At 62.2% G+C, this 13,056-nt stretch carries 16 protein-coding genes; all 16 read right to left on the bottom strand.

The window, feature by feature from the left end; genetic code table 11:
• Nucleotides 1-3,173: hypothetical protein (locus BLX42_RS11340; protein ID WP_161871791.1), on the bottom strand; the 3,173-nt coding region annotated here is incomplete at its 3' end.
• A gap of 46 nt (nt 3,174-3,219) precedes the next feature.
• Complete coding sequence (locus BLX42_RS26865) at nt 3,220-3,348, bottom strand: hypothetical protein (RefSeq protein ID WP_256671967.1); 129 nt, start codon at nt 3,346-3,348, stop codon at nt 3,220-3,222.
• 125 nt (nt 3,349-3,473) lie between these two features.
• Entirely contained in the window at nt 3,474-3,821 is a 348-nt protein-coding gene (locus BLX42_RS11335) for a hypothetical protein (RefSeq protein WP_161871790.1), read from the bottom strand.
• A gap of 77 nt (nt 3,822-3,898) precedes the next feature.
• The gene (locus BLX42_RS11330) at nt 3,899-4,369 is read right to left on the bottom strand and encodes a phage tail tube protein (RefSeq protein WP_161871789.1); all 471 of its coding nucleotides are present in this window, start codon (nt 4,367-4,369) and stop codon (nt 3,899-3,901) included.
• A 56-nt stretch (nt 4,370-4,425) separates the two neighbouring features.
• A complete protein-coding gene (locus BLX42_RS11325; protein ID WP_161871788.1) occupies nt 4,426-4,809 on the bottom strand; it encodes a DUF3168 domain-containing protein in 384 nt (127 codons plus the stop codon).
• Nucleotides 4,802-5,356, bottom strand: a complete 555-nt coding sequence (locus BLX42_RS11320) for an HK97-gp10 family putative phage morphogenesis protein (protein ID WP_256671966.1) — start codon at nt 5,354-5,356, stop codon at nt 4,802-4,804. The genes BLX42_RS11325 and BLX42_RS11320 overlap by 8 nt, the downstream gene beginning before the upstream one ends.
• Before the next feature lie 23 nt (nt 5,357-5,379).
• The gene (locus BLX42_RS26540; RefSeq protein ID WP_168216553.1) at nt 5,380-5,571 is read right to left on the bottom strand and encodes a hypothetical protein; all 192 of its coding nucleotides are present in this window, start codon (nt 5,569-5,571) and stop codon (nt 5,380-5,382) included.
• A 10-nt stretch (nt 5,572-5,581) separates the two neighbouring features.
• The gene (locus tag BLX42_RS11315; protein WP_161871786.1) at nt 5,582-5,902 is read right to left on the bottom strand and encodes a phage head closure protein; all 321 of its coding nucleotides are present in this window, start codon (nt 5,900-5,902) and stop codon (nt 5,582-5,584) included.
• 1 nt (nt 5,903) lies between these two features.
• Nucleotides 5,904-6,455: a hypothetical protein gene (locus BLX42_RS11310; RefSeq protein WP_161871785.1), complete on the bottom strand. Its 552-nt coding sequence runs from the start codon at nt 6,453-6,455 to the stop codon at nt 5,904-5,906.
• Between the two features lie 2 nt (nt 6,456-6,457).
• Nucleotides 6,458-6,907 (bottom strand): hypothetical protein, encoded by a 450-nt coding sequence (locus BLX42_RS11305; RefSeq protein WP_161871784.1) that lies wholly within the window; start codon nt 6,905-6,907, stop codon nt 6,458-6,460.
• Between the two features lie 61 nt (nt 6,908-6,968).
• Entirely contained in the window at nt 6,969-8,282 is a 1,314-nt protein-coding gene (locus BLX42_RS11300; protein ID WP_161871783.1) for a phage major capsid protein, read from the bottom strand.
• 61 nt (nt 8,283-8,343) lie between these two features.
• Nucleotides 8,344-9,294: a S49 family peptidase gene (locus tag BLX42_RS11295; protein ID WP_161871782.1), complete on the bottom strand. Its 951-nt coding sequence runs from the start codon at nt 9,292-9,294 to the stop codon at nt 8,344-8,346.
• Complete coding sequence (locus BLX42_RS11290; protein WP_161871781.1) at nt 9,291-10,565, bottom strand: phage portal protein; 1,275 nt, start codon at nt 10,563-10,565, stop codon at nt 9,291-9,293. The genes BLX42_RS11295 and BLX42_RS11290 overlap by 4 nt, the downstream gene beginning before the upstream one ends.
• A complete protein-coding gene (locus BLX42_RS11285; RefSeq protein ID WP_161871780.1) occupies nt 10,565-10,750 on the bottom strand; it encodes a hypothetical protein in 186 nt (61 codons plus the stop codon). The genes BLX42_RS11290 and BLX42_RS11285 overlap by 1 nt, the downstream gene beginning before the upstream one ends.
• The gene (locus tag BLX42_RS11280) at nt 10,747-12,573 is read right to left on the bottom strand and encodes a terminase large subunit (protein WP_161871779.1); all 1,827 of its coding nucleotides are present in this window, start codon (nt 12,571-12,573) and stop codon (nt 10,747-10,749) included. The genes BLX42_RS11285 and BLX42_RS11280 overlap by 4 nt, the downstream gene beginning before the upstream one ends.
• The coding region (locus BLX42_RS11275; RefSeq protein WP_161871778.1) for a phage terminase small subunit P27 family at nt 12,536-13,056 on the bottom strand (521 nt) is incomplete at its 5' end. The genes BLX42_RS11275 and BLX42_RS11280, both read right to left, overlap by 38 nt.

The raw sequence follows: 13,056 nt of genomic DNA, 5'->3' as shown, positions 1-13,056 counted from the left end.
TGCATGCCGCCCAGGAAGCCTTCACCAGCACTCCAGCCAGCAGAGACAGCACTGCCAAAGCCGGAGGTGGCCACGCCGTAGGCCTTGGAAGCCATATCAAACAGGCCCAGGCCACCGCTGCCACCACCGCCGCCGAATAGCCCGCCAGATTGCGCGGACAGTCCGCCAACACCCAGCGCCGCACCGATCTGCATGACGATCGGGCGGGTGATGGCCATGTGTGCCAGTTCGGCTAGCAGCTGCTTGAAGCCATCCTTCAGACTGGTGGCAAAGCTGCCGAAGCCGTCGCCGATGTTCTTCCAGGCGCCAGCGAAAGCTTCGTCGACACGGTCCACCGCGCCCTCGGTGAACTTGCCCCAGGCGGTCGCCGCGTTCTTGTTTTGCTCGTATTCAAGGCCCAGCAGACGCAGGGCATCCTGGTACTCGGCAGCCTTGTCCGGAGCCAGCTGCATGGCCTGGTTCAAGGCCGCTTGCGCCTCGGTGTATTCGCGCAGCAGCTTCTTCTCGGGATACAGACGATCCATGATGCCGCCAGCATCCGACGCCTGCTTGGCAATCTTCACGGCCTCCTGCTGGGCCTTGGTCGCGGCCAGCAGTTGCTCATACTCCTGGGTGCCGACAGCGACGTTCTTCCCGGCCAGGGCAACCTGCATCGCCTTCTGGACGTTGTACGCCTCCAGCGCAGCCGTGCCTTGTAGCGTGGCGGTCGCCTGGGCGAGGATGTCCTCGGTCTCTTTGCCCAGGTCGTAGGCAGACTTTGCAGCAGCGAGCTGATCCTCGGCGCCTGCCTGGCCACGGATCGCAGCCTCGACTTCCTTGCGCGCCCCGGCACCGGCCTTAAGCAGCGCTTCCTCCACCTTCTGCTGGATGCCGAACTCGCGCGACTTGTCGGCGCCGTCCAGATACGCAGCCGCCAGGCCCTGGGCACTGCGGACCGCGATCTCGGCCTGAGCCTGCAGGTCGGCCAGCGCCTTGGCCTGGTTCTTGGCCTCGGAAGCAGCCTGCTTGCCAGCGCCCGTAGCAGCTTGAGCGGCCTTGGTCGCCGCCTCTTTGGCCTCACGCTGTTTATCCGCGGCCTCAGCCTCAGCCAGGATGGCCTTGCGACCTTCCTCGGTGACGTTCTTCTGCTCGCTCAGCCAGCGGGTAGCCTTCTTCGTCTCGCTGTTGCCATCCTCCAAGGCGGCACTGCGTTTCTGCAGGGCTTGCAGGTAGGTTTCTTCGGTGGCCGACATGCCGCCCTTGGCGGCGTTGTTCTCGTGGGTTGCGACCGTGTTCTGCTGGAGCGCACCAGTCAGGGTATTGAGTACCTGCGTCAGGAAGGCCGTCTTTTCGGCAGCCGTACTGACTTTGCCGGCCTGCTCCACCCAAGAGTCGGAGACATCCTTAGGGATGCGGAAACGGGTCTGCAGGTCTGCGATGACATCTACGAGCGGAACACCCGACTCGTAGGCCGCATCAATGTCAGCCTTCAACCGTAAAAACAAGTCCGAACCGAACTGCTGCCGGAGCAGCTTCAGGAACTCCTCATAGGCTGCCGCCTGCTCACGAATGGCCTCGGCCTGCTCCTTGCTTTTCGCCACCTGCTCGGCAGCTTGCTGATCGCGGGTCAGCTGCTTGAACTTCTCAGCGACCTGGTCAAGCGGTTGCTGCATGTCCAGAATCGACTGGGTCGTCTTGTCAGTACTGTCGCGCATCGTCAGGAACGCGATGCCGGCGCCGAGCGCCAACGAAGCTATACCCGCTGGCCCGCCCAGCAGCCCAAGGAGGCCGCTGCCGGCACGCGCTGCCAGTGACGATACCGCTGCATACTCTTTTTTGGCTGTCGCAGCTGCTTGGGTTGCAGCCGTGTCTTTTACCAGCGCCGCCGATTCAGCATTCAGGGCGGCACCCAGCTGAGCGCTGGATTGAGCTGCCGCTTTCTTCGCCGCCGCCAACTCAAGCTCAGTTGCAGCCAAGACATTGGCGTAATGGGCTTCCTCCTTGGTACCCACCGCAAGCGCAGCACTGTAAGCAATCTGCTCTCGGGCCGACTGGATGCTCCGAACCCTAGCCACTGCTTGCGCTTCATCGGCACGAGCAGCAGCAACTGCAGCAGAGGTCTCTCCAGCCAGGGCTGCAGCCAATGATGCAGAGGCGATGGCCTGTTCCTGCTTTGCCGCCGCTGCCGCTTTGGCGCCCATGGCCTCAGCCAGCGTTGCTTTCGTGCTGGCCACCACCTGCTGCGAGTAGGCCAAGAAACTGGAGGCGGCTTTGGCGCCGACCGCCGCGACCAGAATATTGACGTTCTCGGCAAGAAAGCCAATCGCCTGGCCCAGCGCTTCAGCAGCACCGCCGCCCGAGAGACGGTCGAACAGATCGGCCAGCCCCTCCATGCCCGGCAGCATGCCCGACACCAACTGGCGAGAGGCGCCGTCGAAAGCGCCCTGCAGGTTGACGATGGACTGGCGCACCTCGACCAACCGGTCGATCTCAAGCTGGCTCAGAATTCGGCCAGCCCTCTCGGCCTGATCCCCGAAGGTTCTGAAACCGGTGCCGTTGTCCTTCAGCAGCGGAATCAGCGCCGTCGCTTCGTCGGCCACGGACTCCATGTAGGTGGTCATTTGCTGCTGACTCAGCCCGGCCTTTTCGAGCGAGCTGTAGTACAGCTGCAGCGCCTGGGGACCGGAGAGCTTGGCGAACATCTCGGCGGTGACACCGACCTGCGGCGCGATCTCCTTGAAGAAATCGGCCATCTCGCCACCGCCGCGCGCCAGAAACTCGCCGACGCGGTCGTTCATGTCCTTGTAGATATCGGACAGCTTTTCCTGCTCGATGCCGACGGTCTTGGCGCCGGCGGCCAGGCGCTGGAAGTCATCCACCGACGTGTTCGACAAGGCCGCGAGGTTCTTCACCTCCTGGGCGTACTCGGTGGTCCGGCTGGTGATCGCCACCAGGCCGGCCACCGCAGCGGCAGAGGCCGCACCAATCCCTGTAAATGCGCTGCTGATGGCCTGCTGCAGGGCAGTCGCGTTCTGCTCAGTCCGGTCGAACGCGCTGTCGATCCGCCCCAGGCTGCCATCGATCTTTCCCGCAGCATTGGCGACGGAGGACTCGCCCCGCGCCATCTCCTGGCGGAGTTGGGCCGTAGTGGCCTCGATCCGAACCAGCATGCCCTGAATGTCGCCGTCGGCCATATGCCCCCCTTAAACGCAAAAACCCGCCGAAGCGGGTCGTTTCACATCACTTTTCTTTCGATCGCCCCATCGCTGCAACACGCAGGCCCATGCGGAGTTCCTTGGCGGCAACGGTCTTGTCCGGCTTGGCCGGCTCGCCGCTGCCGAATGGGTTGCTCGCCCGCAGGAACTTCACCTTGGCCTCCCAGGCTATGAGGATTTCGATTATGGGTGTCTCCCATGCATCACGGGGCGACCAGCCGAGCCAGCCGGTGGCCAGCTCGTACAGCTCATCGACATAGCTGCCGTTGCCTGGTCGGCTTACTCGTTTCCCGACTCGGCTTCTGCGTCCAGCTCAGCCTTCGATTTGCCGCCTGGATTGAGGAGGTTGCTCACGTAGGCGACCACCTGCGGGTTCACCTCGCGGATTCCGGCTTCGAAAATTTTCTCCTCCAGCGCCACAACGTCCTTCGGCTTGAAATCCTGACCGGAGCCAATCAGCAGCACGGAGGCGATAGCGCTGGTTCTGAGTTGGCCCAGTTCGCCGATGGCAGGACCGATGCCGCCGAAGCGGCTCTCGATGTTGCGAACGGCCTTGAGGGTCGGCTTCAGCTCGAAAGTTTCTTCGCCGACAGTGACGAGAGTAATGCCGTGAGTAGTCTTGGACATGAAGGTGTTTCCCTGAAAATGAAATGAGGGCGTGCGGTCGATGCTGCCGCACGCCTGAATGCACGAAGGCCTGGCGATTACGGAGTGGTGTCTTCGTAAATTTCGGAGTTGATGCCGAGGGTGACGTTGCGTTTGAGAATGCCCTCGACCGTGATGCCGGACTTCTTGTTGCTCATTACCTTCGCCGCGAAGTAATCGGTCTCGCCGTCGACGTAGACCACCTTGAACGGGTAGTCATAGCGCGAACGATCCAGGAAGGCTTCGACCAGCTTGAGCTGGCCGGCGTCACCCGCATCGAAGCCGATTACCAGTTCGGTCGAGCCAGCATCTGCCAGACCTTTGAGGTGGCGTGCACGGCCGCTGGCCAGGCTGGCGAAGGTCAAATCGTTGATGGTGTCGCCGTAGTCGCCGATGCTTTCCACTTCGCCGACTTCGGTATAGATCAGACCCGAAAGCTGGGTAATGGCTGCAGCGCGATCCACTGGCAGATCTGCGGTGAGGCGAGGCCCAATGTAGATCCGCGTCTCGGCGCCGGTATTGACAGACATAAGCAGTCCTCCTGAGGACAGGTGAAAGAGCCGCAACGCGGCGATTCAGTGGGGATTTAGTGTTCGGTGATGATGCGAAGGGTCACGGCGCCCTGGTACGTCACGCCGTCCGGTTCGCGATTGCTCTGCTTGCGGTCAACACGCACCGCGATAACACGCCCAGTCGCGATGGGCAGCGGACGCTGGTGAAGCGCCGCATCGATTTCAGCCATGATGCGCTTGACCTCATGCTGACCGGTCACCCTCGACCAGACGCTTAGGTAGAACAGCCGGGTATCGCGGCGGCGGGCCAGAATGTCGCTGTTGACCACCACCTCGTTATCGATCGAGACATAGGGCATCGGGGTGTTGAGCGGGGCGCCGTCGAAAACCGGGCAGGACACCTCGGCTGTCAGCCGCGCGTACAGCGCCTCCTGCAACGTCAGAGAAGGATCAGCCATTACCTGCCCCCTCGCTGGCTCGCTTGAGCGTGCGCGCCACTGCGGCCTGCAGGTGCAGCATCACCGCCTCCCGGTTAACGTCCAGCGCAGGCCGAAGCCAAGGATGCGCCGGCCGCGCCGGGATGTCGGGATACTTGCCGAAGAACGTGCTGCCGTCCGACTTGTTCTTCGTTTCCCTGGCACGCAGGGCATTGCGCCGCCCTTTCATGGCCATCTTGTCGCGGTTGTTGGTATGGCCGTCAATGGCATTGCTATCTGCGCGCCGATAGATGACACCGCTGTAGCCCTTGGTGCCGTACTCAGCAAAGCGCAGGTAGAAGAACCGCTTATTGTTGCGCTTGCCGCGCAGACCAATCTCGGCATCCAGGCCGCTCTTGGACACGAAAGCGGTCAGCGCTGCAGCTGCGGCGCCGGTATCCTTGGGCACCAGGCCCCGCATGGTGGCCAGGATCTCATTAGCCACCTTCTGCATCTCGACCTTAAGTTCGTTGTCGATCGTCTGGTGGATGTTGCGCAGAGTGCGCCGCAACTTGAAGTCGCCCAGCAAGCGAGATCGGCGGGCGGCCACGATCAGGACTTCCGCGGCTTCGTGGGGATCTCGACGGGATCAGCGGCATCCGCCAGATCAGCTGCCGCTGGCACTTCCTGCGCCAGACCGCGCGCCACAAGCTCGCGCCCCTGGTCAGCGGAGACGAGAAACTCATCGCCCAGCACCTTGCGGCCCATCGGGCCAGAGAGACTGGCCAAGGCTCGTACTTTCATGATTTACCTCTCAGGGATTGGGAACGCTGGAGCACAACAGCCGCAGCATGGAGTGCTTGTTGTCCGGAAGCACAGCTTCAATCAAATAGGTGACATTTCCGCGCACCAGGCGGCAACCTTCGACAATTTCAGCCTTTGGTCGAACGCGGATTTCAGCGGAGACCACCGCAGCGAGCTGCTCAGCCACCGCTCTGGTTTGACCGGTCGGCGTTGTGATGTCTGCCCACAACCGACCAGCCTCAATCCAGGTCACGTCAAAGCCACCCGACGTGTTGCGCTCGCGGCTCGAAGTCATCAAGGTGCAGCGGTTACGCAATCGTCCTGCCTGCATGTCAGAACCTCGGTGGGACAGTGATTTCCGCCAGCAGCGCGTCCAGCATCGTGTCCGGCAACTCGGCGAGGATGGTCCCGCTCACCAGCGTCTCCCGGAATTCATGCGCCGTACCTGCCTGCATCAGCAACCAGGAGCGCACAGCAGGATAGGCATCGAGATCGATGCCAGCCTGGTAGCGGATTAGCAGCTCGCCTGCCGGACGCCCGTCGGGGAAATACAGAAAGCTTTCCTTGCCTCGATTGCGCAGGCTGTGCGCGACCGTGAGCGGCTCGGCGCTGCCATCCGGCAGGATACGACCGATCGAGACGATGGCGGTGGCCTGCCCGACATCGAGCGCATGGCCCGAGGCGTAATGACAGGGCCACTCTTCTTCGTACTCGGCTTGCCGGATGGCAGCGCCGGTTCGCGACTCAGCCTGGCCGGTCACCCCAGGGATGATCACGCCCTCAATCAGTTCCAGCACAACGTCCTCTGGATCAAGCCGGCACTGGAAGGCTACCTGTTCCACTGTCAACACCGGCTCGCCGATGTAAGCGATGCGCCGCGCCATGGTTACGGCTTCCCATCGTCATCATCTTCATCGACGACGCCAGGGGGCGTGTCGCTTTCGTCGCCATTACCATTGCCCTGGTCAGGGTCGCTACCGCCGACGTTCTCGGGCACCACGTCGGCGCCCGCATGAGGGTCAGCACCACCTCCCACACCGGCCGGGCTGAGGGGCTGCGTACCCTCCACCGAGGTCGGCTCTTCGTCGGGAGACTGGGCCCCTGCTACTGGAGGTTTCGAAGCTCCGGATTGGCCACCAGCCTTCCTGCCAGCGCTTTTTGCACGCCCAGCGACCAATGGGCTGGTCACCGGCGCAGCAGAAGACGCAGGCGAATAGCGCGATGCCACGCCACCAGCAACCAGGGCACCGGCAGCATCTTCCTCAAATCCGGCGATCTCCCCGGGCGAGTAACCCCGCCAGGGCTTGGTGAACTTCACAATGACTTTTTCGCTCATGACAAAACCTCGATCAACGTGTTGAGAACAGCCCTGCCATGAAGGCAGGGCTGAGGCGGTCTTACATGCCAGCACCCCAGGTGATGCCGGTACCCACGGACACGGACTCGACATGGCGAGGGCCAAAGTCGTGTTTGCTGATCACGCGGATCAAGGTCTGGTCACGCTGGAACGCGCTAACGGTGTTGCCGCCGGCATCCTTGTAGGAGGCCTCGGTGCTGATCGCGATGGCCAGGTTGGTGTCCTCACCGATGTAGCAGTCGGCGAAGTTGACGAAGTAGATCTCCGACTCATTACCGCCGGCTCCCAGGTTGGTCGGGATCTGGGTGGTCAACGCCACCTTGTAGCCCTTGAGCAAGCCCAGATCGATTTCCGGGTAGGCCTTGTTACCGTTGCCGTCACGCAGCGACTGGAGCCAGCGCAGGGTGCGCGGCGCCATGATCCAGCCGCAGGCCGTCAGATCGACGTTGGCGGTCTCCAGGCGCAGCATCATGCCGCCGAGATACAGATCAACGATCGCCAGCGTGGCACCTGCCGGCGCAGGCAACACGTTGCCGGCCGGCGCCCAATAACGGAGGCCCTTCGGCAGCGAGCCGCCGCCCGCACTACGAATAAAGTGCAGGTCTTCGGAAAGCCCCATGCTCACCGCCAGGTCATTGCTGACCTGGCCATCGATGCGCGGGTTGACTCCGGCATAGGCCAGAAGGTCATTGGAGATCGGTACGATGGCGGCAGCCTTTTTCGAGGACAGCTTGAGGTCGCCGAACTCCATATCGGTGACCGAAATGTCCTCCTCGGTGCCGATGTAGCTGACCTGGGTATTACCGATAACGCGCGGCATGGTCAGGTTGCCGTTGTTCAGGGGCAGGCTGACTGCGCCCATATTGCGGATCACCGACTTTGGCCTCAGCGATTCGATCACGCTGGTACTGAAATTCTCCGGCACCAGCACGCCACCGGAGCTAGGAGTAACCGTGGACAGCGCCATATGCACATCAGCACCATAACCACCGGTTTTCGCCATTTCGGCAGCCGCCTGCTGGTTGCCTTGCGCCTGGACCAACAAGCGCACCATCTGCGCCATGGCTACGCCCGGCTTAGTGGCTTCATTGAACGGGCCGGAAATATGCACGGGTGGGCTGTTGATGCCCTGCGCGCTCTCGCTGACCGGTACCGCACTCGCAGCGGCCATACGCTCCGCAGCTTCGGCGCGGCTGATCTGGGCGGTCAAATCGTTGACCTTGGCCTCCAGCTCGGTGAACTGAGTCAGCTGTTCGGCGCTGAGAGAACCACCCTCAGCCTCGACCTTGGCCAGCACCTGGATCGAGGCGACGAGCTGAGCGCGTTCGCTTCGCAATTGAGTTACACGGGACATGGTGCCTCCTGGGCATAAAAAAACCCGCCGAAGCGGGTGTAGGTAACTGCCGCGAACGCGGTCAGAGTCTTGCTTGAAGGTTGAGGGCCGCGGCTCGAAGGGCGATGCGGCTGCCCTGACGCTGTGCCCGGGCTTGCGCCACCGCGCGCGCCAGGTCATCGACTGCGTCCTGCGGGCTTTGCAAACGGTCCGCCAGGCCAGCATTGATGCCAGCCTGACCACGGTACAGACCCGCCTCGGTGGCCCGCACGGCCTCGACGCTGAGGCCGCGATAATCCGCCACCGCACTGACGAAGAGCTGGTAGCTCTCTTGCACCAGCTCCTGCAGGAACTTCATCGACTGCTCAGTCAGAGGCTCATGCGGGCTCAGGTCGTTCTTGTGGGAACCGGCATACACGGTCGTGACCTTCACGCCCATGCTTTCCTCTTGCCTGGAACGGTCCATGTGGCTGGCAATTACGCCGATGGATCCGACCCCACTGGTCTGACTCACGACCACTTCACTGCAGGCACTCCCGATCAGGTAGCCGCCGCTGTAGGCCATGAAGTTGACGATTCCGGCGATGGGCTTGATCCGCGACATTGCCCGGATGTCCGCTGCCAACTCGAATGCACCGACGGCCGAGCCACCGGGCGTGTCGATATCCAACACCACGCGCTCAACCAGAGGATCCGCGATCGCCTGACGCAGTGATTGCCGCAGGCCTTCATAGCTGGTCATGGTTTCGCAGGCGTTGATGTGACTGCCGCGACTGACCAGGAAACCGTGCACCGGCAGTACCTGGACCCCCGTGGACGCCAACAAGGCGCGCTCTTTCTCTTTTTCCTGCTCGGCGAGGTCCTGCGCCTCATCGTCGTAGAATCCAAGGTTGGCACCGCCGGCCGGTGCCAGGTTGATGATGTTGAGGTTCATTGCCTGATTCGCCCAGCGCACGCCCAGGTCGAGCATGTCGGGGGTCACCAGCAACGGTTGGTTGAACAGCAGGCCGGATGCCCGGAGATAGTGTTTCATTGCGCAAGCATCCTTTCGAGTTCGTGCTGTTGCAGCTCCAGCTGCGCCCGCACCTTGGGATCTTTCAGGTCGGGCATACCTTTGCCCGCATCGATCATGTTCAACGGCTGCAGATAGATGTCGCCACCTGCAACCGGCGGCATGTTTTCCAACCGACGGATGTCGTTGACCGACAGCCAGCCCCACTGCCGCCCGATGGCGTACGCCTCGTACCGGCTCTTCTGGTCACCACGCATCAGCCCGGAAAGGTTGAATTCGATGAAGTAGTCGCGCCGGTCCTTGGGCAGCAGGAAGTCGCGCATCATCGACTGCTCATGACGCTTGACCCAGGGCAGCAGGCTGAACACCACGAACTGGATCAGCAGCTGCTCGATGGTGTTGTAATTCGCCTTGTCCAGGTCGTTGACCATTGGCAGCGGGATCTTGTAGATCCGCGCGCAGTCAACGCCGGACAGCTTCAGGATGCCGATGATTTCGGCGTCGACGTTGGTCATGGACACCGGCTTGAAGGTCATGCCCTCCTGCAACATGGCAACCTTCTTCGCGTTGTCCATGCCGCCGAACTTGCTCCCCCACTGATCAAGCACCCGATCAATCGAGCCCTGATCCTTGATAGCCGGCGCCTCACGTGGGCGTTCGATTACGCCCGACACCGACACGCCATTGGCGAACGATTTGCCGGTGTACTGCCGCACGGCCTGGGCAAGCCCCACCGCCTCCGCGTGCAGCATGATCGGCGACAACCCCTCATAATAGTTGTGCGAGTGCCAGCGCACGTGGTGGATCTGCCGCATGGGCAAGCGATCCGGAAAAGCGCCAACCTGGTAGTACGGCAGCATATCGCCGCCCTTGTAGACGGTGACCTTGTCGTTGTGGATAGGCCACAGGGCGGTCACGTTGCCGTCGTCACCGCGCTCGATGAAGCTGTAGCTGTTGCCGCGAAGGCCGGCGGCCAGCTGGCTGCCCTCGCGGTGCTCGTACGGTGTCTGAAAACCGTTCGGCTGGTACCGCAGCACGTCATACAGCGGATGGTTGATCGCCGCATCTCGCTGGCCGTTGCCCTTGCGGTGGTACAGCTCCAGCGGCAGCTGAGCGATGCTCTCGGCCAACAGGGTGACGCAGTTCTGAACGATGGGGACGCCGAGCGCCGATTCGGGGGTGACTTTCGAACCTGAGCTGTTGCGCCCCGAGCCGATCAGGCTTCGCCAGACGCTGCCGTCCGGACTGGACACGACGCTCTGCGCCGATCCGCGTTGTTTACTCAGGAACATCAGCCACCCCCATCATGCACGGGCGCCGGAGCGGCGGCCGCTTGGTCTGCCAGATAAGCCCAGGCGAGTAGGCCAATCCCGGCAACGATGAACGCTGCCGGAACGCTGAGCAGAGCCACGCCAGTGACGAGCAGGCCGAAGCCCAGCAGCCCGGCGATCCAGGCCAACAATTCCAACGATTTCATATGCCCGCACCTTCGTCATAGATTGATTTGCCACTGCCCTCGATGGCAGTGCCACTGATGCCGGTCGCCATCAGCCCCGCGACGATTCCGTCGATGCGCCCGGTGGCCTTGGCCTTATCGGCTTTGCGGTTGTTGGCCGGGTCGCAGACGATGACCGCGTTGCCGGCGCACCAGGTCATCACCGGGTTACCGTCATGACGCAGTGTCTCGACATCTGGGATCTCGCTGATCACTTCAAAGTCATCAGGACTAAGGTCAATGATCTCGCCCTGCTCTTGCTGAGGCGGCAGTCCCAGCAAGCGGCGCTCGAACTCGTCCACCGCTGGCCCCATGTCCTTGAAGCCCTGACCGAACGGCACCATCTCCGGCAACTCAATATCGTGCTCGATCATCAGCTGCTTCAGGTCTTCGATCCGCCAGCGGTCATACGCGATTTTGCGCACGTCGAAATAGGCGCAAATGGTCTGCAACCGCCGTAGTACATGCAGCTTGCTAATGGCCCGCCCAGGCGTAGTTTCCAATTCTCCGTTTTTGATCCAGACGGTGTAGGGCACCTTGTCGCGCTTCTCGCGCTCGGCCAGGTCGTGGTCCGGGATCCAGAAGTACGGCAGCAACCGCCAGTGCGGATCCTCTACCGTGGGATAGAACAACAGCACGAACGAAGTCAGGTCGGTGGTACTCGACAGATCGAGGCCGCCAACGCACGGCCGGTCCCGCAGCAGCCGCATGCGAACGCGCTCTTCCGCCTGGCTCCAGACCTCCCAGGAGATCCATGGCGACTCGGCTTGGGTCCATTCGCAGAAGTTCAGCCGGCGCACGACCGACTCCTGGGCTGGCAGACCGCGTGCCGATTGGACCTGCTCACGCAGATATTTGCGCCCGGGGATCCCGTCGATCTGCCCCTCGGCAACGTAGTCGAGCGAGGGGTTGACCTTCGCCCAGCAGCTCTCGTCCTTGAACGGATCGTCGCCCTCATCCAAGGAGCAGATGAACGCGAAGAAGCTGTCGTCATCTTCCTGGCCAGCACAGATGCGCACACCCAAGTCATGGTACTGACCACAGACAGTCTTCTTGTCCGAGCCACTGTTGGTGATCATCACCACCATGGCCTTGCGCCGGTTTTTGGTACCGGCGCGCATCATGTTTACGGTGGTCGCCGTCTTGTGTTCGTGCAACTCGTCCAGCAAGCCGATGTGCGGCCGCGGGCCGGACTGGCCTTCGTCCGCACTGATCGGCTTGAAGAACGACTTGGTGTTCGGGTAGTAGAGGTTCCAGACCTTCTCGTCGCGACCTGACTGCACCACTCGGCTGGCCATGTGTGGCGACATGTTGACCATGCTGACCGCGTCTCGGAACAGGATCATCGCCTGGTCACGCTTGGTCGCGGCAGCGTAAATCTCTGCCCGGTTTTCGCCATCCGACACCAGGCCGTACAGGCCGATGCCGGCCACCAGGGGGCTTTTCCCCGACCCCTTTCCGGTCTCGATGTAGGCCAGGCGGAAGCGGCGGTAGCCGTCGTCCGTCATCCAGCCAAACAGACTGCCCACGACGAACGCTTGCCACGGCGCGAGGAAGAACGGCAGCCCCTCATAGTCACCGCCGTTGAGGCACAGCACGTCTTCGAAAAAGCCGATGGCGCGATCGGCGGCAGCTTGATCCCAGACCAGCCCCCGGGCCGGGCCATGCTCCTGATCGCGCAGGTGGCGCGCGCAGGCGTTGCGAACATTGGGGCCTGCGACGATCTCACCGGCCAGTACAGCGTGCGCGAATGCCGTCACGCGGTCGTCAACTGAAGTATCGGTTTGCGGCGTCTCGTTGTTCATTGGGGAAAAGCTCACCTTGCGGCGCAGGTGCCGTCTTCAGATTTCGGCGGGCCATGGGCGAGAAGCCAAACTGGGCACCAGCAGCGTTGGCGCGCTTCTCGGCGTCATTAGCCAACTGCCGCAGGACGTGCATTTGCTGCGCGCCGGTCTTGAAGGTCTGAACATCACCACCAAGATCATCGACCGATTTCGCGTTGCGCTGTGCGATCAACCGCTGGTAGCGCAGCCAATCGGCATAGGCCTGGCAGTAGGTCGCCAGTGCCATCTGGTCCAGTGTGGAAATCAACCCCAACGCGGTGAGGTCGGGGATCAAGCGCTCCCACTCGGCGACGGCGTCATCGCTGAGCACATCTGGCATCGGCGGAGCTGCCACCGGAACCGTTGGAGACTTGATCTCCTCGATCAGCTCATCGAAATTTTTCTTGCTGCGATTGCCCTGCAGGATGTGCAATGATGCGGGCTTCGCAGGACGCCCAGAATTTC

It is taken from the genome of Pseudomonas sp. SG-MS2, from assembly GCF_009933855.1.
GTDB lineage: Bacteria > Pseudomonadota > Gammaproteobacteria > Pseudomonadales > Pseudomonadaceae > Aquipseudomonas > Aquipseudomonas putida_E.
This window is presented reverse-complemented; position numbering and strand designations above follow the sequence as displayed.